Origin of the sequence: Paenibacillus sp. FSL P4-0176, from assembly GCF_037975265.1 — a bacterium.
Classification (GTDB): Bacteria; Bacillota; Bacilli; order Paenibacillales; family Paenibacillaceae; genus Paenibacillus; species Paenibacillus amylolyticus.
This window is the reverse complement of record NZ_CP150242.1, coordinates 449,791-472,955: the sequence shown is the minus strand read 5'-3', so window position 1 is coordinate 472,955 and position 23,165 is coordinate 449,791. Positions and strand designations below refer to the sequence as shown.

The window sequence follows — 23,165 nt, the reverse complement described above, 5'->3', positions numbered from 1 at the left end:
CAGACAACTTCATTCTCGTGCAGATTCTACATTAAGATTTGGTATTCAGCTCATGTGAGGTCTGATGCAGCTCTTTAATCATCTGCTGCAAAAACATGTTGTCTTGGCGACTGATACCGTGCTGATTGTCTTGAACAAGCATCTGATGAATGTTCTTTTTGAGCAATTCACTGCGACGTTCCAATACTTCTTGACTCATGTTGTTGCTTCACTCCTTAACATGTTTTGTAATGAATTCACGTTCTATATTAAGTATAGAGGACCTTCTCCGATAGGGAAAACGGACTCAGCCTTCCTCAGCTGGACACACCAACCCTCACCTAGCGTGACAACATTTCACCCCTTGTCGTTCTTAGATATCCTTCTAAATACTCCCTGATCCTCCCCAGCTTTCTCTAAAGACACAGACTAGGGTCTTGGACAAGCTTGCGTTATAATGATCCCATCCCTGTATAAATAAAGTACCTAATTAAGCTAATCCTAGATCAAAGGAGTTCTGCATTCATGTCCTATAAACAAATTAAATGGATGATTCTGCTGATCCCTACATTCACGGTTGGCATCTGGGAATACATTCGCCATCAGTTTCTGATGCCGTACCTTTCGATGGATGCAGGAAACTGGTTAACACCCCTCATCGTTTACCTCGTCAGCGTGACTCTGCTCAGCCGATTGTTCCACATGCTCGAAGGTGCCAGGGCTGCTCTGGAGCAGGAACGTGCAGCGAAAGCAGCGCTGGAAGCTCGTGACCAATTGGCACGGGAACTTCACGACGGCATATCTCAGTCTCTTTTCCTGCTCTCAGTGAAGACCGATAAAGCAGGCCGTAGTCTAGCAGGGAGCGGACATGAGCATGAGATCCAGGAGATTCAAAAAACCGTGCATGAAGTCAATACATATGTAAGGCAAGCTATTGCCCAGTTGCGTTTTGTTCCTTCCTCTACGGTAACATCAGAAATTATTTCATTGCATGCGCAGGTCGAAGTGCTCGTCAAGGAAACGGTACCTGGTGCACAGATTCATTGGGAACTCAAGGGTGTAACGTTCTCTGCCAAGGAACAAGTGGAACTGCTCGCTTGTATCCGGGAGGGACTACTGAATGTACGCAAACATGCGCAGGCTACCCGCGTTCAGGTTCACGCGGAAGGTAACCCAATTGCCTGGTTCATTTATATTCAGGATAATGGGAATGGACTAAGTGGAGATCCTCTTCATCTGAAGGATCGGTACGGACTGCGAATTACGAAGGAGCGTGCTGCCGAGATGGGTTGGTCTTTCACCCTCGATTCAAGACCGGGGCATACCCGAATGACGATAGGAAAGGAGCATGCTTAATATGGAACATGTACGTGTACTGGTTGTTGATGATCATGCGCATGCGCGTGAAGCGATCTGTAGCATTTTATCCGAGGACAGCCTGTTTGAAGTGATAGGTACAGCTTCGAATGGACAGGAAGCGCTGGAGCTCACCGGGCAATGGATGCCCGACCTGATCCTGATGGACGTGCAGATGCCGGGCATGGATGGGCTGGAAGCCACCCGTCAGATCAAGCTGCGATTCCCTTATGTTATTGTTGTTATGGTCACGGTATCGGATGATGTGACGTTTCTGTTCGAAGCACTGAAACAAGGCGCTCAAGGCTATTTGCTCAAAAATCTAACGCCTTCCACCTGGCTTGAATACCTGCGCGCAATCGTCAGTGACGACGCACCGCTCAGTAAGGAACTGGCCTACCGGATTTTGCAGGAGTTCCCCGCACCACGCAGTGAAGATGTGCAAGATAACCCGCTAACGGCGCGGGAACTTGAGATTCTGCAATGGGTATCCGCGGGATATACCAATCGGGAGATTGCCGATCAACTCGGTATTTCAGACCAGACGGTGAAGAATCATCTCAAAAACATTTTGCAGAAGCTCCAGCTTGAAAACCGGGTACAACTCACCCGCTACGCACTAGAGAGCGGGCTTGCAGGACGTAAACTTCGCAAATAAACATTGTTAATTCGGAGTCAATGATGCTTCCGACATAGGTGAGAAATGACATAGCATTCATGCTTTTGTCACAATTATGTAGACCAAATCGTTTTTTTATAGCCCAATGTAGTCATACGCAGTCATTTTGGACAAAGTTATAATGGGTTAGATTGTGTTTAAGGACCATGAATGACTACAAATCTATAACCTGAGGGTGATGATTTTTTGATTTTTACACGCTTTACCCTGAAATGGGGCAAACGGCACTGGGCATTGGTCACCTGTCTGTTGCTCGTATGTTGCCTTGTTATGCCACAGTGGGCATCTGCCCATGCTTATATTGTTAAGGCTTCGCCAGGAGAAAATGAGATCCTCGTAGCTGCTCCGGAGCGGCTGACGCTGGAGTTCAACGAATCCTTGCAGACGGCCTTTTATGATATCAAAATAACCGGCCCTGACGGCAATCAGGCAGACGATGGAAATGTAAAGATCGATGTGGATCGCCCTCATATTCTGGAGACTGGCCTGCAAGCTGGACTCGGGAACGGGACTTATGCCGTTAACTGGAAAGCTGTATCTGCCGATGGACACCCAATTCAAGGGGCGTATGTTTTCCATATCGGTGAACCATCCGGTTCTCCTGCCGGACTGAGTGATCTTACATCCGGTTCCGGTTCAACAGGTGGGCCGCTGAAATGGATTGTATCCCTGACAGACTGGATTCAGTATCTCGGATTGTCTGTCATTCTGGGGACACTTGCATTCTTACTGCTGCGAATCGCACCGACATCCATGACAAGAGAACCTATGGACGTTCCGGGCAGCTACAGATTGTTATGGATCAGTTATGCTGCTGCTTCCTTTGCCACTCTGGTCAGCCTGCCACTGAATACGTTATATGAATCTGGTGTGGCTCTGAACGAACTAAGCTGGGCACTGATCGGAAGTGCGCTCAAGCTGACATCCTTTGGTCAGATCTGGATGTTACAGATACTCATTGTAATGCTGCTGGCCGTCACGATTCTCTCCGGATATGATCGCGATCGATCCATCCGTGCTCGCATCTGGTCTTCCTATGGCTCACTTGTGCTCGTGCTTGGATGGCTGTTCACGCATGCCATGACGGGACATCCGGCTGCGGCGGATCAACGTGCTCTCGCGATTGCCATGGACTTCGTGCATCTGATCGGTGCCGCTTTCTGGATTGGCGCACTAACCGCCATGGCGATATGTTTGCCTCCACTGGCGGATAAGCTACCATCGAAGGTGCGAGGAGAGGTCTACTGGGTTGCTATTCGCAGGTTTACCGCCTGGGGAATTGGCGCCGTAGCCGCTCTGGTTGCTACAGGGATATACAGCAGTCTGATTATTCTACCAGCACCTGTGCTGACTTCCCTGTTCACTACAGCTTATGGCCTTGTCCTGATCGGCAAGATCGTCCTGCTTATTGTAATGCTTGTCTTCGCCTGGCGTCATGCCAGATTGGCAAGAGCAGCAACGGGAAGCAGATTATCCGGCAGCCTGAAAGCGGAACTTGCCACCGGTGCTGTCATTCTCGCTCTTGCTGCCGTACTGACACACCTGTCTCCAGGACAACCCGCTGCGGTCGGACCGTATCAGGAGACAAAGACTACAGAAGACGGCTCGGCGATCACACTTCAGGTGAGTCCCAATATAACGGGAGAGAACCAATTCGAAGTTGATGTGAAACGGGCAGATGGAAGTATCGTTAACGATCTGGAACAGATCACACTGTCACTCACACATCTGGACATGGATATGGGGATCTATGAGATTACCATTCCGAAAAACGACACCGGTGTGTACAAGGCTGAAGATTATATCTCCATGCCTGGACGTTGGAATATCAAGGTACATCTCCTGACCAAGACGTTGGATGCACTGGATGCCGAATTTGAGATTGACACCGCCAAGCCATAGTTACACAACGTTTATATTGAAAAGTGACCCAATCTAAAATGAGTGTTTCTACAAACTGCAAATGTAGTGAAGGGAACGAATTGATTCTGGAGAAGCGAAGCACTCGCCTTTATTCCCGGATTTCAACTTATTACTATTTAAATTGAACTATTATTTACACTGAAACGGAGAGGGCAGAAAAAACCTGAAAAAGCGAAGCGTTCGCCTTTATCACCGGATTTTCCCCTTTAAGAAAAGGGAATCAAAAAATCTGGGGATAACAGCGATTGGAAGGTTATTCTGTCATCGGAGTGTATGTGTAAACCATCTTTAGTTCAATTTATATAGTTGGATCAATAAATTCCGGGAATAACGGTCATCGAAAGAACAATTCGTAACCGAAACGGCCTTTGCAGAACGTAGACACTCATTTAAGAAAATGGGCCGCATCATATATGATAAGAACTGAGAGGGGTTATTTATTTTGAAGAAAACATCATGGATTTCCAAACTAACATCCACTATCGCAACAGGTACCGCAGCATTCATGTTATTCGCCGGATTCGCTAGCGCTCATGTTACCGTTAGCCCATCCGTTGCACAGACAAGTGCATGGCAGACGTACACGATTAAGATTCCATCCGAGAAAGAACTGCCTACAACCAAAATCACCATGAAAGTTCCGGAAGGTGTTGCATTCAAGCAATATCAACCACTGGCAGGCTGGAAAATCACCACAGAGAAGAACGATTCCAATGAAGTAACATCGATTACGTGGGAAATTGACGGCGATAACGAAGGCATTCTGGCAGGACAATTCCAGCAGTTCAACTTCGTTGCACAGAACCCTAAGGCGGAAGCTGAAATAGCTTGGGATGCCTTCCAATACTACAGTGATGGCAGCATCGTAGAATGGACAGGCCAACCAAGTGATGCCAACCCGCACAGTATCACAACGATTAGCGAAGATCCGGCTGCTGCTGGTAATGCTGCGGCAGGTGGAGGTCATGCCAACGATGGACATGATAGTGCAGGTACAGAAGGCGCCACTGGAGATAATGCAGCTACCGACGATAGCAAAGCAAACGATGACACCACGCTGGGCGATGCACTCAATGACACCGTTACAGGTGAACCAAACAACACGGATACAGACCCGGGTACGCTGAAGCTTCAACAAGCAACATTGATCGTATCCATTCTGGCCCTGATCCTGTCCTTCTTGGGGATTGCGTTGGCTACACGTCGCAAAAAACGTTAAGAACTAACTTACAGTTTTACGAAAACCTGAGAAAAATTCAGATAACAAAAAGCCTATGGCATACGGGATCAAACCCGATGTGCCGTAGGCTTTTTAGCTATCATCATTTTGATTGGCTACCCATGTTTTTTACAATCCGTGGTTAAGGCACTAATCATGCCGCTCCACGGTCACACTCTTATCCACGCTGATTACCATCCGCAATTTGGCATCAGCCTTACCACCCTTTAGCGTTCCTGATCCGTCTGGATCATGATCTCAATGTATTGCAGCAAGCTTTTCTTCTGCTGTTCAATGGATTGAATACGTCTGGACAAGCCCGCAAAAAACTCTTCAATCTGCTGTCTTGTATGATCTGCGGACTGGCCTTTCCAATCGTTCAGCCGACTGTATAGCGCCCGCGCTTCTTGCTCATCGGCTTGCAGACGGGCCAGCAGCTGTGTAAGTTCTTTTTCCGCAATCCGAAGATCATTCAATTCCACCAGCAATTGTCCACCCACTCGTGTTCCCCTCCCCTATGTACGTGATATCAACGCTAGCCACCCAGAAATCCTAATTAAAAATGAACCGGACTCTCGTCCGCCTGCCGGAAAGCATCCGCCTTCTCATCAATAAAGTTCAGGAACTGGCTGGTGTGTTTCATATGCCATGTGCCAAGCTCATGAATGGATGCGTCCAATTGGGTGACAATTGGCTCCAGTCTGCGACTGCGGCTCGTATGCAGATATTGGGCCATGCGGGTTCGCACCTGATTCAGCTCCGCATTGCACTGTTGTGCATTTTGCTTCCACCGTGAAGCGACACTTTTCAGTTCTTCCGGCGTTACCTGAATCAGACCTGAAGCTCCCCCCACTGAGCCAACACCTGCAACCATCTTGTTAGTCTGCACACCAAAGCTACGCATAACATCCGCAAGCTCCGTCATGATATTGGAAGGTTCACGGGGAGTTTTATTGATTTTCTCACCAGTGGTAGGGTCGTATAGATCATTGGAAATATAACCATTCTCGAACTGATACTGCTTCAGGTCGTGGTATTCCTTCCCACCAAAGGTGTTACCCATCTTATCTCCCATGCTCATGTTGTCATTCATGTCCTTGTAATTAGAGTTGATGTAATACATGGAACCCACATGACGATCATAGCCACCAAAGAATCCACTGGCGACAAAGTCACCCGGGTGACCAAAGTTTACGATCTGATTATCGAATCCACCCTCTTCTGCCTTACGTTTCAGTGATGGAGTCAAGCTGGATATTACAGATGGCGCACTAAAGGTTACTGCCGTCATTCCCGTATGCGCTGCTGCATACTGAGCATTTCCGCCGCCTAATGAATGCCCTGTCAGAGAGAAGTCCAAATTCTTATATTTGTTCTGCATATCCTTCGCGTAGTCTTCTGCTTCGTACATTTGATTTGGAAAAGGATTCAGCTTTTTATCAATCTGTCTATCCAGCTCACCCACCGCATTATCCAAATGAGTCAGTCCGGTGACGTCTTTTACCTTTTGAATTCCACCTGATAACCAATCGGGTGTGAAATCGGTAGATTGTTCAATTTTTCTGCCCAGTTCGGGGATCGCAATCTGACCATCCGCCAGAAAATCAGGCCCTTTACGATCCCATCCGGCACTTCCTTCTGTTCCTCGGTAAGAAATGACCGCCTGCCCCGTTTCCGGATTGTAAAAAGTCACTGCGTCAAAACCGGAATAACCGTTGCCATGCGTATCCTCAAGCACTTGCCAGCCTGGTAGATTCGCATATTCGGTACCTGCTTTGGCATTTTCATAAGCCAGTTCCGACATCAGACGGTATGTTTCATCATCAATTCTTGGTGTATCCCCCATGTTATGTTCACCTCCCAAAATTCAATACAATCTACTTGGCAAAAGGATCGTAGCCTTTCTCAATGATGGCTGCCTTGATGGCAGGGCTCATTCCAAAATTTTTGATTTTTTTATCACTATAGTCATAGGAAATAGTGAACTCCTGATCCTCCTGCTCTACCACATGCCCTTCCATTGCAATCGAGTCCAGTGCCATTTCGGGTAGCAACTCCTTGCTGGTAATAACAACGTTCATCTCATACTTGTCTTTGAAATATTTGACCGCTTTCGCTTCTGCTTCTTGAAAAAGTGCCTGTTTCTCACTTTCTTTCATGTTCTGACAGCCTCCCAAAATAAAGATAGATAGCACAATTAGTAAGAATACACATACCTTTTTTTGTATTGGCCTCATACCAATCACCTTCTTCTTATGATTTCAATGTATATGTGCACCCAATGAATCAGGATCATTCACCCATGCCTTCTGCTTCTGTTAACTGAATCATAGTACAAAATCAACATGACCACATCGGCTGAGAGCATCGTTTTTATGTATCTTTCTTCCTAATATGATTCATACGCGTGTTCGCGTGTATATTACCCGATTTCCTGAATTTTGCATCAGTTTAGCTTCTCGAATTTTCCATATATAACAAAAAAGCATTCTCTTCAACACATATTGTGTAGAAAAGAAAGCCTTTTGTCTTCCGTCAACATCATCCTCACTAGCCTCATCCATACTGTCTGGCCCCGGTTTCGTCCAGTTGTTCACACACGAGATCATTGTAGGATTTACACCGTCCAATCAATTCATCATGTGTTCCAGCATCCACGAGTACCCCCTGATCCAGTACATATATGGTGTCCGCGCTTCGAATGGTACTGAGTCTGTGAGCAATGATAATCTGGGTGCATTTCAACATATTCAGATTATGGGCAATCGTCGCTTCTGTAACAGTATCCAAAGCACTAGTTGCCTCATCCAACAGAAGAACTTTGGGTCTGCTTACCAATGCTCGTGCGAGAGCGACACGTTGCTTCTGCCCTCCAGACAGATTCGAACCCGCTTCAGAGATCAGTGTGTTATACTTCATTGGCATCTTCTCAATATCGTCATGAATATCCGCCAGCTTCGCTGCGAACATTACATCCTCCAGCGTTGAACCCTCTGCATGTAGCCTGATGTTGTCATACACGGTGTTGTTAAACACAAAGTTATCCTGAAGCACGATACTGATCTGGCTGCGAATATCCTGCTGCTCCAGTTCTTCTACAACCACGCCGTCAAAATAGATATTACCCTGTGTGGGCGTATACAGCCCTACCAGCAATTTCGCCAAGGTACTCTTTCCTGAGCCTGATTTGCCAACCAGAGCGACCCTTTGCCCTGCTTTAATCGTAATATTAATATTTTTCAGCACATCTTCCCCGTAGTCCGTATACCTGAAACTGACCTGATCAATTGTAATATCCCCATTCAGCTTTACATCTCGGAGGGTCGGTGTTTTCTTCTTGAATTTATTACTTTCCTCGGCTTGAATGACATCATAGATTCGATCCAGCAGCGCATCCGCCATCACGAACTCGTTCAGCATCAAAGCAAGCGAGTTCAGCGGCCCCAGAAACAGCGCGGCCAGGGACTGGAATGAAACGAGCATACCAAGTGTCATATTCCCCTGCATAATCTGATATAGTCCCACCAGCAGAATGAGCATCGGAGTCATAAAACTCAGCGTATTCGTCACGGTATTTACTCTTGTCTGAAAAATAGCTTTTTCCTTGACCGTTGCGAGCTGACGCATGAATAGTGCTCTCCATTTTTCCCCGGTACGCTCTTCAATCCCAAGTGATTTGATGGTCGAGATGCCTTCCAACACTTCCGTCATGAATGATCCAGCCAAACTTTGGGCAACAATTTGGGTCTGTGTCAGTTTCTTGAATCTGCTACGTGTGTATACAAAAACAAGAATTTGAACCAGTCCAACACCAAGCAGTGTAAAAGCGATCAAACGGGACTGGATTACAATATACGTGAAGGTCACAACAATTAAAAATAGATTGATTAGCGTAGAGATCATCTTCTGGGATAATATCTCTCGAATGGTCGTATTGCTATTAATCCGCAGCATCAAATCCCCGCGCGAACGAATTTCAAAATATTGATAAGGCAGTTTGAGCATATGAGAGACAAAGTTTGTCGTCAGTTGGGAATCCAGCAATTCCTGAAGCCGTACGATGCACATATCCTTCATATAACTGAAACCGATCTGAAATAGGGTTAACAGCACAATGCTGGTGATCAGGACAGGAAATAACGAGTAGCCCTCACCGCTAGTGGCCGCATCAATCGAAACCTGCATCAAGAACGGAAAGGCCACCGAAACCAATTGCAGCCCCAGAGCAAGTAGAACGGTCCAACCAAAATATTTTTTGTTACTGCGAATCAAATCCTTGAAGTACGCCACTTTACTAATCTTTTTCTCGGACAAGGGTACAAAGCCCTCATCCGGATATACGAGCAAAAAAATACCTGAATATTTCTCCGCAAACTCCTGCGTACTGATAACCAGCCTTCCCAAAGCCGGATCAACAATAATGAAGTGCCCACTCGTCTTGATCCGCTCAAGCACGACAAAATGATTGTCCTCCCAGAAACAAATGACTGGCAGAAAATCATTGTTAAGTGATTCAACAGGCGCTTTTTTGGCTATCCCTTTCAAGTGATAGGTCTGAGCAACCTCTTTCATTTTGAGCATGGAGCTACCATCCCTGCCGTTTCCCAGCATTGCAAAACGTTCCCTCAGATCGGTGAAATCAGCTTCATAGCCATGATATGCGAGTAACATGTGCAAGCAACTGGGACCACAATCATATTGATTCATTTGCAGTTTGACAGGGATTTTGCGTTGTCTCTTCCGGCGCAGACGGAATACAGGCCGTTCAGGCATGATGCTGCCCCATATGGGATGACTGCTCCATAGTAGTCATCTGCTGCTGAGCGGACGCCGTTTCCATAGCGTATGTCTGAGCCATATCCCTTATCCCCTTGCCCTTTGGTCCTTCCATCATCAGTACTGAAGGCAGGTCACGATTGTACAGTCGGAGCAATTGATATCCAATTCCTGCAAGCCCTAGCATCAGTCCTGGGATTTGCTGACGACCCGGAATGCCGCATCTCCAATGATGGTTATCACGTCTCACCTGTGTCACAATGTAATTTGCCATCTGAACCGAGAACTCCTTCAACTCTTCATCCTGCAAGTAATCGGCTGCGAGAAGGAACAGCTCGAGATTGCCCATATCCCCATGGCAGAGCGAATAGCTAACTTCTGTAAACCCTTCTTCCATCGTCTTGGCTAACGCCCTGCGGATATCTGTCTCTATCGTATCCATAGCTCCCAATGACCTCAATTGCTGCGCTATCCCTACGCGGGCGATCCCTAGACCGGGTGCGCCATTACACCAGTACATAACATAGTGTTCTTCCGGCATGTTGCCATCGGTGAACCGCAGATCTTTCCAATTGTTTACTTCAGGGCTGTAGAGGGCTTCCTCATACTTCAGTCCTTCCATACAAGTTTCAAGATAGGCTTTGTTGCCTGTAGTACTGTATAGACGAGCCAGACTCAGACAGATACCTGCGTTGCCATGTGCAATACCGCTAAGTGGCGTTTTATTGATCGCTGACGTCACCCAAGCCATACCTTGATCCATCGGCTGGGCAAGATCCAGCAATCGGTCTGCGCATCGCACGGCCACATCCAGCGCTTTTTGCGATTGGAAGCTCGTATACATGTCCACACATGCCATCAATGTGCCCGCACAACCTGAGATCACATCCAATTGCTGATCACTATCAATCATATCGTCCAAGATATCGAGTAATTCCAGCGTATCCGGGTTGATCCCCGGCTCGGAACATACGTTAGCTTTATGCACCAGCAGATAGAGAAGCGACCCGTAGCCAGTGAACAATGAGATGTTTTTGTCGATGTTTTTGCGAATCATTTCCCAGGCAGTCTGAATGCACAGATTAACCATCTGCATATATTTGTGGTCACCTGTCTCCTGACTCAGATACAGATAGAAATAGGCAATACCGGTTACCCCGTTATATAACCCCAACTCGGAAGATTTGTAGATCAGCTTCTCGTCTGCATCCATACCCATACTGATCCATGACACCGAAAGACCTTCATCTCCCATAATAGCAATATCTTTTATGTACTCCCCAATCCTCACGGCTTCTTGCAAATATTCTTCTTTGGTCATGTGTATTTGAGTTTCATTCAATATTTCCGGTCGGACGCTTTCCGTGCTTTTCTCCATGGCGAATGAGCGTTCCAGGACATATTTAGTCTGGATTGTACGCTCGGTAAACTCCCATTGCATATCCATGTCTTTGGGATTCATCGCCCGCACTTTATCCGCGGTCTGCGTTAAAATATCGGAGGAAAACACGCCGTCAATCGCTTGGTTGTCGTAGTGGTGGAACAACATTTGCTCACCGATAAACGTCTGGAACATGGGTACATCGCCATGCAATAGATCATGGCACTCATATCTCACCAGTTTTTCACGATCACGATCCTGCCGCACAATCATCCACATCATGTCGAACAACAGATTCTTATCCAACCCGTCTCTGAGATATTTCGGATGGGAACTGGCTTCAATCAGCGTAAAATAGGTAACGGTCGGACGAACAATGGTACGTACAGCACAACCATGGAAGTCATTGCGGACTGTTGAGATAAATGACTCCTTTTGCTCCATAATAGCACTGTATATGCGATAGAAACCCTCCTTCAAACTTTGGATATATCGCTCAGGTTTAATGGGTGTATGTTCATATGAAGGCAAATGACTAAATCGACTCACACTCACCTTGCTTCGTTGGATTCTCATGGTATCGGTGTTTTTATCATGAATCTCATACGTATTGAGTACCTGATCCACATCCCCTGCAAGTCCGCTCAGATCACTGTGATACAAAGCGTTGGAATCCAACGTTGGTAACATGCTCGTTTTTAACACGGAATCATTCAATATCGAAAGGGTCTTCTCCAGCGCTGTATAGTGTGCCTTCTCCTCCTCATATTTGAAAGGTTGATTATGCAACAGTGATTCCAGATCGACGAAGAAGGGATGCTCGCCCTGAGCAACAATGTTCTCCATATGCATGTCTGTTGCATTAACGGCATACAAAATAGCGAGATACTGCCCCTGCCGTTCAAAAAAGCGTTCCGCTCCCTCCAGACTGGTGACTTCCTCATAGGGAATGAATTGCTGCCAGCCATATTCGGCGCGATCCAGCGATTTGGCAATACGGAAGGGTAATCCTATTCGCTGATCGTTAAACCATTGCAACAGACTGGCAAAAGCGGTGTCGATGGCCATGTTCCTAGGTTTGTACATGACATTGACCCCTTCGGCAAATGCCAACCGCAATACACTAGCTCCACCGTTATGGGAATCCCCGAGAAATACGATATCCTCCAGCTTATCCAGCTTGAAATCAAAAAAAGATTCCAGTTCACGACGATCTCTTGTCAGCCGCTCCAGAACACGCATCATATTCAGACTGATCCGAAGAGTGTGCTCGACAAGTCCTCGTGCAAGAACAGGATATTCCAGTAGTAAGGAGAGAATCTGATCCCTGGACTGCATGTTCTGGTTCACAAAGTGCAGATACCGCTGCCGGGAATCCTCACCTCTCAATTCATCTTGCAATCTCGCTTTATTTAATTCATAGATTAGTGTCTTGGCAGACATGTGGAACACTTTATCCGAGACGGTCTTCAGAACAAGCCCAGTAACACGTCGTTTGTCCAGCCATTCATATCCATCATTCAAGCCGTCCGTCATGATCTGAATGGATCGTTGCAGGAAGGGTCTAGAAAACTCAAAGAACGGGATTTCTTCCGTATTCCCCTCAATAAAATATTCGATCTCCAAATGCTCATTCTCCAGAAATGTGCTGCAGAGTTCCTGATGCCAGGGCATCTGCACAAAGTCGTACATGAAGCCTGTATCGTTAAACATAGCCTGCACCGTCTCCATATTCATGGATTCAGCCTGGAAGCGATTGGACAATAGCTCCTGGTCCTGAAAAAACTTTTCAAGCCATTTCTGCATCCTTCCCGACTCGGAAGTGTGCTCCACAGGCATGTCCCCATGCTGAACGTCAGCAGTTATATTTTTTTCATTTATATCAACAGCAATTTCCTCGCTAAATAAGAGATCATTGGGAACTTGGGCAGCATATCGCTGCACAAACTGCTTGTATTTCTCCGTTAAGTAGAGTGCATAACTCCACCGGGAGTCATGTAACCGCTCCTGTATGTTCATCGTTTTATCTCCCCTTCTATTGGATGGTTCGTGCCCAAAACCTCATATAACAAAATCAAGCACATAACTGAAATCAGCTATGTGCCCGAAGATAAGAGTAAAAATTAACAACAAGTCAGCCAAGAAGAAGGTGAAACCGAATTATAATGACATTCATGACTTACCGTACAGAATACACCGCCGCTTGCTTCAACATCAATTACAGATACCGCACCTGTAATGACCATCAGCTCATCATCACTGATGTCCTCAATTGCTCCCAATGCTTCGAGATTGAATTGTTTCATTGAAAAAACCTCCATTCAATTTTTTTTATATGTATAGCTTAAAAAAAGCTAAACACCAAGGTTGAATTCAAGTCTTTACAATCCCAAAATATTTAATTTATGTAATTATTTCCTATATTCATCCTAGCACAATTTGCTATTTTTTGTAAATCCATTCTTTGGATTTTCGCGTCATTTTGACAAGAAACATTACTTTTACTATGACGATGACAAAATTGCGATAGTTCGTTGTTACATGTATAAAGTTTTAAACACCTGTCCAAGGCAGGTGTTTTTCTAAGTAGCAGGCAACTGCAATACAGCTCTAAACCCTTCCCCACTGTCACTCGTGAGAATAAGCCTTCCCCGATGAGCCTTTGCAATCCTTGATACCATTGGAAGCCCCAAGCCATGTCCCTGGCGGGAGGGCCGTACACGTCCTGCGGCATAAGGGAGTACCACCACATCGTCCAGATACTCTTTTGGAATTCCTATCCCATCATCAGATACCACAAATTCACAACATAAATCCTCCGCTGAACGGCTCGTTTCCAGCACAATTGCACATCCATCCGGGTTATGCCTGATACTGTTATGTATCAGGTTCGTTACTGCACGATACAGTAATCGCTCATCCCCCATAACCTGAAGACTTTCGTCCTGAACATGAAGCGAGATCGGATAACGTTCATCCAGGCCATTGTTCAAAAAATCTGACACGACCTGTCTTGCCAGAACAGAGAGTCGAATCGACTTCAACTGCAAGGGCTGCATCTCATACTCCAGCATGGACACCAAATTCAGATCACTGACCAGTGACCGCAGACGTTCACCCTGGCGACGAATAATGGATGCCTGCTGTTTTTGCTCAGCTGGCAAATCCACTTGCTCTTCCAACTCGCTCGCGTAACCCAGAATCATGGACAATGGCGTCCGTATATCGTGAGAAATGCCTGCGATCCAGTTGGATCGAGCTTCATCTCTCGCTTTAAGAGCATCATCCTTATCCTGAAGCATGCGAGATGTTGAATTGATGCTTTGAGACAGATCATTAAATATACCCTTGGTCTCGACATGAACAGGCTCTTCCTTTGCCAGCGCATGAATGCCATTGATCAACGGTCGAATACTACGGATTACCCGTGTTCCAATTAATACGGAGACCAGAAGAGCAAGAGCCACATTACACACCAATAATAGGATGATCCGAACAGGTAATGACTTAAGCCACTCTGCCAAAAAGTCGAACTGGTATTTTCCGTACGTATTCTTGGGGTAGCCTACGACCAATAATCCGTCTTTACGCTCCCACACATACACTGGGTATTCCATAAGATAATATCGGGAGAACTTCGCAACATCCGTCACGTTATAAGAGCGCGGGATTTCAGCCGGAAGCTGTTCGCTCCACTGTACCTTGCCCTGGGGATCAAGCAGCATAGCCCAAGCCTGATATGTATCCAGCAATTGCATTCCATCGCTGTCCAGCGCATATTCCCCCTGCTCTCCCTTGCTCAGGCCACTAGCCATCTGCTTCACAACCGCACCAGGGGAAGGCCCTTCATGAATTTCCTTGAAGATCAGCGAACCTAGCAGAATCAGATTGAATAGTAATAGCACCACAGATACCAGAATGGTTGATCCGACGAACCTTCTTAGAATTCGAACAACGCCATCCATTACCTAGACTCCTGAACCATCAATTTATAACCAAGTCCCCGTACCGTCAGCAGAAATATCGGTTTGGATGGATCTTCCTCAATCTTCTCCCGGATTCGCCGAACATGCACCATCAGGGTATTCTCATACCCATAACTCTCGTCTCCCCAGACGGCTTGACACAGGGCATCACTGGTTACAATTCGGCCCTGATTCTCATACAACTTGATCAGTATGGCATGCTCCTTAGCTGTCAATGGAAGCTCCCTGTCTGTCCTCTGTACAACAGCGCTCTCCAGATCAATGGTTTGTCCACCCAAACGAAATACAGGCAATCTCTCCACCGTATTGGAGGCATATACCCGCTTCAGAATAGCCATCAGCCTGAGAATCAACTCTCTTGGCAGAAAGGGCTTGACCATATAATCATCTGCTCCAAGCCCCAGACCGAGCAGTCGATCCTCATCTTCACCACGTGCAGACAAGAACAGAACAGGCATGTCCGAGAATGACCGGATCGAAGAGAGCAGAGAGAACCCATCTCCATCCGGAAGCATCACATCCAGAATAGCTGCATCCGGCTTTTCAAGTCTGCATACCGCCAAGGCATTCACGAAGTTACCAGCCGTATAGATCCGGAAAAAACCTTCTTTCCGTAAAAAACGTTCAATCATTTCCCGTATTTCGGGCTCATCATCTACGATCAATATTTTCTTATTCTTCAATAATTCCATTGATATCACCCTTTTTATTATACATCATAAAGGCAATCATCCGATATTTTCCATTTCCATTTAAGGTAATTGTAAGGTTATCTTCAGCTACGAGCAAGAAGCCTGATCTATATTTAGAGCAACAGAGACATTAGTGAAATGGAGTTGAGATCAATGATAAACAGTTCCCCCATCGTGGAAACGCATAACCTGTCTAAATCTTATGGCGGTACTAACCGCGTACATCAGGTCAATCTGGCAGTTGAGACGGGACAGATTTTTGGCTTCCTGGGTCCGAACGGAGCAGGCAAAACAACCACATTAAAAATGCTTTTGGGTTTGATCAAACCTACCGAAGGCACTGTAAAGGTGTTTGGCAAAGATCTGAATAAACATCGCCCTTCCATTCTGAATCAGACAGGTTCACTGATCGAATCTCCATCTTATTACGGCCACTTGACTGGACTTGAGAATATGAAAGTCATGCAGCGACTACGGAACGTACCGAACAAAAATATTGATGAAGCTCTCAAAATTGTTCGACTTGAAAATCAAAAACATAAACAGGCCGATCAGTATTCGCTGGGGATGAAGCAAAGACTCGGTATTGCCATGGCCCTGCTTGCCTTCCCAAGCCTGCTTATTCTGGATGAACCTACGAACGGACTTGATCCGTCGGGGATCGGTGAGATTAGGGAATTGATCAAGTCCCTTCCAGGTCAATACGGCATAACAGTCCTGCTATCCAGCCACCTGTTATCAGAGATCGAACAGATTGCTACCTCAGTCGGCATTATCAGTGATGGCAAACTTCTGTTTCAGGGAAGCATGCAGAGTCTTCAGGCCAATAACAAGGCTACCATACGTTTTCAGACGACGGATACGGCAAGGGCGGAAAAAATCCTTTTGACTCAAGGCTACATGCCTACAGTCCAGGGCAAACAACTGGTGTTCGACTACCTTCGTGACGAAGAAGTCTCGCAGATGAATAAGGTGCTGGTACAACACGATATTCCTGTGATTCGTATCGAGGAATACAAGAAAAGTCTGGAAGGTATATTCCTGGATCTGACCGGAAAGGAGCGGAGCCTGTAATGAAAGCTCTATCCTTAGAGTATTTTAAAATCCGCCGCAAAAAGATCTGGGTCATGCTATCTCTTTTTCTGGCCGCTGAGATGATCTGGGCCTCCATGTCCATGAGTATCTCCATCTCCCGAAGTGCAGCCAATGCGAGCTGGGAAGCCTTGATCTTCAGCATCGCTTCCATGAACGGTCTGTTTCTGCCCATTATATCGGCTATCGTTGTATCCCGCATCTGTGATATGGAGCATAAGGGGAACACCTGGAAGATGCTAATGACGACCAACACCGGACGTAATCATGTCTACACAGCCAAATACATATGTGCGAACAGCCTGATCCTTTATGGTATCCTTGCGCAAGCTGTGTTCATTGTCGGTTTCGGTTTATCCAAAAATATTTCCGGTCCGCTGCCACTTTCCCTGCTTGGGCAGTTCGCTATAGGCACAATGCTAACTACACTCGCCATCACCGCTCTTCAGCAATGGTTGTCTCTTACAGTACGCAATCAGGCTTTTGCGTTATGTCTGGGTATGCTGGGCGGATTCATCGGAACAACATCGGGGTTGTTTCCAGCAGGTGTACGTCACCTTTTCATCTGGTCTTACTACATGGATCTGAATCCAGTCACTTATATTTACAGCGCATCTTCGGGTACCTATGTATCGGGTATGCTGCCTGTCGGTCTTTTCTTAGCCGCCTTGTTGATGGCTGCCATCTTCTATTTTGCAGGGAATATTCATGCTTCAAGACAAGAGATTTGAGGAGGGGAACACATGCTGAGGAGCATTTCCGCAGAATGGCTTAAACTTCGGCATTCCCGGATCAGCCTGGTACTGGCCATTCTGCCTATTATCAGTCTGCTTATCGGATGCTTTAACTTTTATTTTAATCAAGCGGCTTTACAAAACGGGTGGTACAGCCTGTGGACACAGGTCAGTTTGTTTTACGGAGAATTCTTCCTGCCCATCCTGATCGCTATCTGTTGTGCCTTTGTATGCCGCCTGGAACACAGCAATCGCAACTGGAATATGATTCTGGCTTCTCCAGTGTCAGTCACCAGCCTATTTGTTGCCAAGTTGGTCATTGTTGGCATATTGATCTTCTCGGCTCAAGCCTTCTTCATGCTCATGTACTGGGCAGCAGGCAAACTGTTCGTCATTCCGGGTCCGTTCCCGATGGAGACCGTCGTATGGAGCCTGCGAGGATGGTTTGCCGCTATCTCTATTGCTGCACTGCAACTAGGGTTGTCGATCCGGATAAGAAGCTTTGCGACGCCAATTGGCATCAGCCTTTGTGCAGTCTTTCTGGGACTAGGCATGTATGTGCTGAAAATCGGCATGTTATTCCCCTACTCCTTGTTAACTATAGGCATGGGCGTTCTGAGTCAAAAGGGACTGACATCCTCGGAGAATATCGTTTTTCTTTTCATGAACAGTCTCTTTATCCTTCTGTTTGCTACCTGGTCGATCCGCCGCCTGAAATATAAAGACATCGCATCGTCCTAAATTTACCGAGATTAAAGGAGGACAAGAACATGAAAAAAGCATTCACTATTCTCGCATTGGTACTCGTTATTCTGACTTGCCTGTGGCTCTTCTTCATGGACCCTGCTAAATTGACTCCCGATAACCCTGCCGGCAAAACAACCTACTATACCACTGTGAATCAGACTACAGTCAACAAGGATGACAATGGCAGATATGCTTATGAACTGATCGGCTATACAGACGAAGGAAAATCCAAAACACTTAGCTTCTCCACCAGTAAGCTACTCAAAAATGGGGCCTATCTGAAACTATATGTATCCACGCTGCGTGGTGTTACACACTGGGAAGAGGTCACAGCGGACGATCTGCCAGGGCAAGCCAAGCAGTTAACCTCTAAATAGAAAAAGATGCGTATCTATATCTCCATTGATATTTGCATAACAAAAAGAGCCTTGCCCTATTACTTCAAGGGTGGCTCTTTTAGGTTATGCTAATGCCATCTGTAGCGCAGTCAGCGCAATCCCGATAACAAATCCGGTAACGGCTCCGTTGATCCGAATCCATTGCAGATCCTGTCCAACCTTATCCTCAATCATCGAAACCAAAGTGGCATTGTCCATTTTGTCCACATTTTCGCGTACCAGTTTACCGATTTTGGAATGATTTTTCTCCAGCAGTGTTGTGACGCCATTTACGATCTTGGCATTCATGCCTGTCATCAACTCGTCATCTGCCCGCAGATCAACCAGTACCCGCTCAATGGCAGGCAGTGCATACGTATCTACATACTGTCCATCTTCCATCGCAGCGAGCGCCTTGTCTCTCAGTTCGGTGAGTTTGTTCAGCACCGTTTCCTCTGCGTTCCAGCCCTCCAACATATTGTTCTTCCAGCTGTTGATTCCATCTTGCATAGCCTCACTCATTGCCAAACGCACCGTCTGGGTACGTACCATATCAAGCACCTTGTATCTTAGAGCACTGCCTTCACGTTTCATATCCTCTACCCGATCGAAGAGATATCCTTGTAAAATGCCACCCAGACGCTCCTCGTTCATATAACCCAGGAACGCATTCATCGCAAACTGCATCAATCCGTTCATCTGAATGCCGCTGATGGCTTTCATGCCGCTTTCACCCAAAAACATGATCGTCTCGGGTTTAACCAGCCACTCCTCGGCTTGCTTCAGTCCGTAGTCCAGCGCTTTGGCGTCGTAACCACGCTCTGTCATCTGGTGGGCAGCCCGTTCCAGAATCGGACCCAGATCAAAGGCTCCCGCTTGTGACTTGATCTCACGTGCCACGAGCGGAGCAATCTGCTCTAACGGCAGACCAGCCAGAATTCGTTTGCAGAGTGTATCAATCATGATCTTGATCCCGTCACTGTGAAGCTCACGTGTCAACGTATCGAGCACCGTCTCTGCTGCTTTGAAATCTGCAATTTTCTCGGTAATGCTGTCTTTGTTGAGCAAGTTATTCTCTACCGCGGAGACCAGACCTTCCGTCATTTTATCCCGATTTTTTGGCAACAATGCCGTATGCGGAATTGGAATGCCGAGCGGGTGACGGAATAGTGCAGTAACGGCGAACCAGTCCGCAAGTCCACCCACGAGTCCCGCTTCAAATGATCCTACCAGCAACTTGCCCACGGGAACGCCCTGGAACGGCAAGGATGCAGCAAATCCCGCTCCCATTACTACGAGAGACCAAGCAGCTGCTTTTTTGGTTTGTTTAGGTTTAGCCATTGTATTCTTGCTCCTTTATCGTTAGTCGTACGGTCCGATCTGTACCCGATTCCGCACTTCTTCGTTTCTTATGTAAATTCTCCATAGCAAAGTCTTGACTTCCATGTTTCGTATACTTCATCTTATCACCCACAAGCGTCAAAACCAAACCTCTGGTTGAAGAAAAAGGATAATAGCGGCGTTTACTTCGTAAAATGGATCACTCCCTTTACCAAGACCAGACAGATTTTAGTATAATCATTCAAGACGGCCCTTCGATATCGATTGGCTACTGAACAGCAGGGTAATTACATAGTGGAACAATGAATCAATAAGAGGAGGAATTTCGGACCATGAAACACGTGCAGGACACAACCACGCTCTATAACGGAGTCAAAATGCCATGGCTGGGTTTTGGGGTATTCAAAGTTAAAGACGGAGACGAAGTCGTTCATGCTGTCAAAACAGCCATTCAAGCTGGTTATCGCAGCATCGACACAGCCAAAGCGTATAACAACGAAACAGGTGTCGCTCAGGGTATTCGTGAATCTGGAGTAGCTCGTGAGGATCTGTTCATTACCACTAAAGTTTGGAATAGTGATCAGGGATATGAATCCACGCTGGCTGCCTTCGAAGCAAGCATGGAACGACTCGAACTGGAGTACCTGGATCTCTATCTTATCCACTGGCCGGTTAAGGGCAAGTACAAAGACACATGGCGAGCGCTGGAGAAACTCCATAAAGAAGGACGCATCCGCGCGATCGGTGTGAGCAACTTCCAGATTCACCATCTGGAAGACTTGATGATCGATGCCACGATCAAACCAGCAGTTAATCAGGTGGAGCTTCACCCACTATTGATTCAGTCAGAGCTTCGTGAGTACTGCAACAAACATCAGATTCAGATCGAAGCCTGGTCTCCGCTCGGACAAGGTCATCTGATGGATCATCCGTTGCTGAAGGATATCGCCGCCAAATACAGCAAGTCCCCCGCACAAGTAATTCTGCGCTGGGATCTGCAGAACGGCATCGTGACCATACCGAAATCCGTTACACCTGAGCGTATTCACGCGAATGCTGATCTCTATGATTTTGAGTTAACTTCGGAAGAAATAGAGCAGATTAACAGTCTGAACGAGAATAAACGATTTGGTTCTGATCCAGACAACTTTAACTTCTAATATAAGCAGATGAATTCGATTACACCCGCCTTCGATCTTAGAAGAGCGGGTGTTTTGGTATGTGATGTTATAGGCAAACTATTCGTTGTTAAGAATGGAGGCGAGGCTCGTTATCCTATTCAGGGCCGAAAGAAAAAAAATTCTTGACCGTTTAGAACTATTTCTTCTCCTCACCAGTCTAACGAGTGTCAAACGAACTCAAGCACTTCTATAGAAACCAGGCCTGGAACGAGCGGTGACTTGAATATTTAGGTTGATCAGGGGGGATCAGGAGTGATTAGACTGAACCATAGAAAGACAAAAGAAGAACAGTTCAGCGAAAAAATAACAGAGATTCAAAATAAATTATATCGACTGGCATACTGCTATGTTAAAAATGAACAAGAAGCGCTGGATATCGTATCCGAAGCGGTCTATAAAGGGTACATCGCTTATGGAAAGATGGAGTCCATGACTTATTTTGATTCCTGGATGTCACGAATTGTGATTAACACAGCGATAGATCATATTCGACGCAACCAGCGAGTGACCTATATAGAGGATCATGTGCAGGAGTTTGTAGCTCCAGAGCGAGGGGCGTCGCTAGAAGAAAAAATGGATCTATATGACGCACTGGATCGACTCGTGCCCGAAGATAGAGCCTATATTATATTAAAGTTCTTTGGTAATATGCGTTTCCGGGAGATCGCTGAAGTGCTCTCCCTGTCGGAGAATACCGTTAAGTCAAAATTCTATCGGATTATCAACAAATTAAAAATGGATTTAATTGAAGGAGAGGTTGAGAACGTATGACAGGAAAAGATCGTTACGAAAATATTGAAATCCCTGCTCAACTTACTGACGTTATTCATCATGCACAGAAAAGAGCCACTGCTCGCAAGAATTCATCTCGAATGATTCGTTATGCCTCAGTCATAGCGGCATGTGCTGCTTTTCTCTTCGTGGTGAACATCCCTTCCGTAGCAAACGCCATGTCCAAAATACCTGTGGTCGGCTCTATTGTTCAGGTGTTGCAATTTGGCGATGGAGGCAAAGTTACAGATGGAGTAACTGTGGGATCGGAAGCAACCGAAAATACGCTAAAAATCAATTTTAGCACCGACGATCAAAATCAGACTAATGATGCACCCCATTATAATGTGGTACACAAAGAAGCACCGAATCGTATCCTCTTCACTTTTAGCGGTGCACGTTACATGGATATAAAGAAAGTAAAAGCCGACTTCATGACCCAGCCTTTAGTGAAAGATGTTTATGGTTCCATGATTTTAGACGACTCTTCCGTCGGATTCGTAGTTGTTTTAAAAGAAGGGGTACAGTATGCCGTAACGGAATTTAAGAACCCTGGATACCTGGAAGTGAAACTGACTTCCGACGGCAAACCGGTCACACCTCGGAAGGTATACTCTCTCCGCACAGAATCAATGCCTTTTGGAGAATCGATGGGTATAATTAAAGAATCCTATCCGGATGAGGACATCTCTTTCCTCAAAACGTCCACTGGTGAGTTTACAGCAGTTATTGGAGAATATCTTACCGCTGAAGAAGCTGAACAGAAGCTCAAAGAACTAGCTCAGCAACCGGATTATCATGAGGAGTTTTATGTGGACAGCTGGATGAGTAACGAGAATCCGAAGTGATTAGTCATTGCCCAAAGTGATGCTGATCCAAAAGGGAATCCTACATCCCTGAACTGGGCATAGACCTCAGCATATTTAATACG

At 46.2% G+C, this 23,165-nt stretch carries 22 protein-coding genes; 11 read left to right on the top strand and 11 right to left on the bottom strand.

Annotation, left to right across the window (positions count from 1 at the left end):
• Positions 1-31: 31 nt before the first annotated feature.
• On the bottom strand, positions 32-199 hold the full coding sequence (locus MKY95_RS02265) for a hypothetical protein (protein WP_017691019.1): 168 nt from the start codon (positions 197-199) through the stop codon (positions 32-34).
• Between the two features lie 305 nt (positions 200-504).
• On the opposite strand from MKY95_RS02265, the gene MKY95_RS02260 reads away from it, so the two are divergent.
• From MKY95_RS02260 to MKY95_RS02245, 4 genes are all read left to right on the top strand, one after another.
• Positions 505-1,335, top strand: coding sequence for a histidine kinase (locus MKY95_RS02260; protein ID WP_338707609.1), 831 nt, complete (start codon positions 505-507; stop codon positions 1,333-1,335).
• 1 nt (position 1,336) lies between these two features.
• The gene (locus MKY95_RS02255) at positions 1,337-1,993 is read left to right on the top strand and encodes a response regulator transcription factor (protein ID WP_036616682.1); all 657 of its coding nucleotides are present in this window, start codon (positions 1,337-1,339) and stop codon (positions 1,991-1,993) included.
• A 207-nt stretch (positions 1,994-2,200) separates the two neighbouring features.
• A complete protein-coding gene (locus MKY95_RS02250) occupies positions 2,201-3,916 on the top strand; it encodes a copper resistance protein CopC (RefSeq protein ID WP_339196646.1) in 1,716 nt (571 codons plus the stop codon).
• 463 nt (positions 3,917-4,379) lie between these two features.
• Positions 4,380-5,156, top strand: a complete 777-nt coding sequence (locus MKY95_RS02245) for a YcnI family protein (RefSeq protein WP_036616680.1) — start codon at positions 4,380-4,382, stop codon at positions 5,154-5,156.
• A 227-nt stretch (positions 5,157-5,383) separates the two neighbouring features.
• Here MKY95_RS02245 and MKY95_RS02240 read toward each other — a convergent pair whose 3' ends face one another.
• From MKY95_RS02240 to MKY95_RS02205, 8 genes are all read right to left on the bottom strand, one after another.
• Complete coding sequence (locus MKY95_RS02240) at positions 5,384-5,656, bottom strand: hypothetical protein (protein ID WP_017691024.1); 273 nt, start codon at positions 5,654-5,656, stop codon at positions 5,384-5,386.
• A gap of 56 nt (positions 5,657-5,712) precedes the next feature.
• Positions 5,713-7,002 carry a hypothetical protein gene (locus MKY95_RS02235; RefSeq protein ID WP_036616678.1) on the bottom strand — a complete coding sequence of 430 codons (1,290 nt, stop codon included), beginning with the start codon at positions 7,000-7,002 and terminating at the stop codon, positions 5,713-5,715.
• 31 nt (positions 7,003-7,033) lie between these two features.
• Positions 7,034-7,315 (bottom strand): hypothetical protein, encoded by a 282-nt coding sequence (locus tag MKY95_RS02230; RefSeq protein WP_036616676.1) that lies wholly within the window; start codon positions 7,313-7,315, stop codon positions 7,034-7,036.
• A gap of 397 nt (positions 7,316-7,712) precedes the next feature.
• Positions 7,713-9,929: a peptidase domain-containing ABC transporter gene (locus tag MKY95_RS02225; protein WP_051447441.1), complete on the bottom strand. Its 2,217-nt coding sequence runs from the start codon at positions 9,927-9,929 to the stop codon at positions 7,713-7,715.
• Positions 9,922-13,332, bottom strand: coding sequence for a type 2 lanthipeptide synthetase LanM family protein (locus tag MKY95_RS02220; protein ID WP_036616674.1), 3,411 nt, complete (start codon positions 13,330-13,332; stop codon positions 9,922-9,924). Before MKY95_RS02220 ends, MKY95_RS02225 begins: the two co-directional genes overlap by 8 nt.
• A 104-nt stretch (positions 13,333-13,436) precedes the next feature.
• Entirely contained in the window at positions 13,437-13,619 is a 183-nt protein-coding gene (locus MKY95_RS02215; RefSeq protein ID WP_036616672.1) for a type A2 lanthipeptide, read from the bottom strand.
• A 276-nt stretch (positions 13,620-13,895) separates the two neighbouring features.
• Positions 13,896-15,278 carry a HAMP domain-containing sensor histidine kinase gene (locus MKY95_RS02210; protein ID WP_036616670.1) on the bottom strand — a complete coding sequence of 461 codons (1,383 nt, stop codon included), beginning with the start codon at positions 15,276-15,278 and terminating at the stop codon, positions 13,896-13,898.
• Complete coding sequence (locus MKY95_RS02205) at positions 15,278-15,991, bottom strand: response regulator transcription factor (protein ID WP_036616668.1); 714 nt, start codon at positions 15,989-15,991, stop codon at positions 15,278-15,280. The genes MKY95_RS02210 and MKY95_RS02205 overlap by 1 nt, the downstream gene beginning before the upstream one ends.
• Positions 15,992-16,147: 156 nt before the next feature.
• Here MKY95_RS02205 and MKY95_RS02200 point away from each other — a divergent pair, with 156 nt between their 5' ends.
• The 4 genes from MKY95_RS02200 to MKY95_RS02185 are packed head-to-tail and all read left to right on the top strand — an operon-like array spanning position 16,148 to position 18,941.
• Complete coding sequence (locus MKY95_RS02200) at positions 16,148-17,065, top strand: ABC transporter ATP-binding protein (protein ID WP_036616824.1); 918 nt, start codon at positions 16,148-16,150, stop codon at positions 17,063-17,065.
• Positions 17,065-17,814 (top strand): ABC transporter permease, encoded by a 750-nt coding sequence (locus MKY95_RS02195; RefSeq protein ID WP_036616666.1) that lies wholly within the window; start codon positions 17,065-17,067, stop codon positions 17,812-17,814. Before MKY95_RS02200 ends, MKY95_RS02195 begins: the two co-directional genes overlap by 1 nt.
• Before the next feature lie 12 nt (positions 17,815-17,826).
• On the top strand, positions 17,827-18,558 hold the full coding sequence (locus MKY95_RS02190; protein ID WP_036616664.1) for an ABC transporter permease: 732 nt from the start codon (positions 17,827-17,829) through the stop codon (positions 18,556-18,558).
• Between the two features lie 29 nt (positions 18,559-18,587).
• Positions 18,588-18,941, top strand: coding sequence for a YxeA family protein (locus MKY95_RS02185; protein WP_036616662.1), 354 nt, complete (start codon positions 18,588-18,590; stop codon positions 18,939-18,941).
• Positions 18,942-19,025: 84 nt separating this feature from the next.
• Here MKY95_RS02185 and MKY95_RS02180 read toward each other — a convergent pair whose 3' ends face one another.
• Complete coding sequence (locus MKY95_RS02180; protein WP_036616660.1) at positions 19,026-20,282, bottom strand: DUF445 domain-containing protein; 1,257 nt, start codon at positions 20,280-20,282, stop codon at positions 19,026-19,028.
• The gene (locus MKY95_RS02175; protein WP_339196634.1) at positions 20,275-20,403 is read right to left on the bottom strand and encodes a hypothetical protein; all 129 of its coding nucleotides are present in this window, start codon (positions 20,401-20,403) and stop codon (positions 20,275-20,277) included. The genes MKY95_RS02180 and MKY95_RS02175 overlap by 8 nt, the downstream gene beginning before the upstream one ends.
• Positions 20,404-20,614: 211 nt before the next feature.
• Between MKY95_RS02175 and MKY95_RS02170 the strand changes: the two genes are divergently transcribed.
• The 3 genes from MKY95_RS02170 (at position 20,615) to MKY95_RS02160 (ending at position 23,082) form a co-directional block, all read left to right on the top strand.
• A complete protein-coding gene (locus MKY95_RS02170) occupies positions 20,615-21,442 on the top strand; it encodes an aldo/keto reductase (protein ID WP_036616658.1) in 828 nt (275 codons plus the stop codon).
• Positions 21,443-21,715: 273 nt separating this feature from the next.
• Entirely contained in the window at positions 21,716-22,234 is a 519-nt protein-coding gene (locus tag MKY95_RS02165) for a sigma-70 family RNA polymerase sigma factor (RefSeq protein ID WP_339196631.1), read from the top strand.
• Complete coding sequence (locus MKY95_RS02160) at positions 22,231-23,082, top strand: hypothetical protein (protein ID WP_339196628.1); 852 nt, start codon at positions 22,231-22,233, stop codon at positions 23,080-23,082. Before MKY95_RS02165 ends, MKY95_RS02160 begins: the two co-directional genes overlap by 4 nt.
• The last annotated feature ends 83 nt before the right edge of the window (positions 23,083-23,165 follow it).

What these genes read in the sequence shown, in the direction of transcription:
- MKY95_RS02265 (WP_017691019.1), bottom strand. Translation starts at nt 199, where the DNA reads ATGAGTCAAGAAGTATTGGAACGTCGCAGTGAATTGCTCAAAAAGAAC.
- MKY95_RS02260 (WP_338707609.1), top strand. Translation starts at nt 505, where the DNA reads ATGTCCTATAAACAAATTAAATGGATGATTCTGCTGATCCCTACATTC.
- MKY95_RS02255 (WP_036616682.1), top strand. Translation starts at nt 1,337, where the DNA reads ATGGAACATGTACGTGTACTGGTTGTTGATGATCATGCGCATGCGCGT.
- MKY95_RS02235 (WP_036616678.1), bottom strand. Translation starts at nt 7,002, where the DNA reads ATGGGGGATACACCAAGAATTGATGATGAAACATACCGTCTGATGTCG.
- MKY95_RS02230 (WP_036616676.1), bottom strand. Translation starts at nt 7,315, where the DNA reads ATGAAAGAAAGTGAGAAACAGGCACTTTTTCAAGAAGCAGAAGCGAAA.
- MKY95_RS02225 (WP_051447441.1), bottom strand. Translation starts at nt 9,929, where the DNA reads ATGCCTGAACGGCCTGTATTCCGTCTGCGCCGGAAGAGACAACGCAAA.
- MKY95_RS02220 (WP_036616674.1), bottom strand. Translation starts at nt 13,332, where the DNA reads ATGAACATACAGGAGCGGTTACATGACTCCCGGTGGAGTTATGCACTC.
- MKY95_RS02215 (WP_036616672.1), bottom strand. Translation starts at nt 13,619, where the DNA reads ATGAAACAATTCAATCTCGAAGCATTGGGAGCAATTGAGGACATCAGT.
- MKY95_RS02210 (WP_036616670.1), bottom strand. Translation starts at nt 15,278, where the DNA reads ATGGATGGCGTTGTTCGAATTCTAAGAAGGTTCGTCGGATCAACCATT.
- MKY95_RS02205 (WP_036616668.1), bottom strand. Translation starts at nt 15,991, where the DNA reads ATGGAATTATTGAAGAATAAGAAAATATTGATCGTAGATGATGAGCCC.
- MKY95_RS02195 (WP_036616666.1), top strand. Translation starts at nt 17,065, where the DNA reads ATGAAAGCTCTATCCTTAGAGTATTTTAAAATCCGCCGCAAAAAGATC.
- MKY95_RS02190 (WP_036616664.1), top strand. Translation starts at nt 17,827, where the DNA reads ATGCTGAGGAGCATTTCCGCAGAATGGCTTAAACTTCGGCATTCCCGG.
- MKY95_RS02185 (WP_036616662.1), top strand. Translation starts at nt 18,588, where the DNA reads ATGAAAAAAGCATTCACTATTCTCGCATTGGTACTCGTTATTCTGACT.
- MKY95_RS02180 (WP_036616660.1), bottom strand. Translation starts at nt 20,282, where the DNA reads ATGGCTAAACCTAAACAAACCAAAAAAGCAGCTGCTTGGTCTCTCGTA.
- MKY95_RS02175 (WP_339196634.1), bottom strand. Translation starts at nt 20,403, where the DNA reads ATGAAGTATACGAAACATGGAAGTCAAGACTTTGCTATGGAGAATTTA.
- MKY95_RS02170 (WP_036616658.1), top strand. Translation starts at nt 20,615, where the DNA reads ATGAAACACGTGCAGGACACAACCACGCTCTATAACGGAGTCAAAATG.
- MKY95_RS02160 (WP_339196628.1), top strand. Translation starts at nt 22,231, where the DNA reads ATGACAGGAAAAGATCGTTACGAAAATATTGAAATCCCTGCTCAACTT.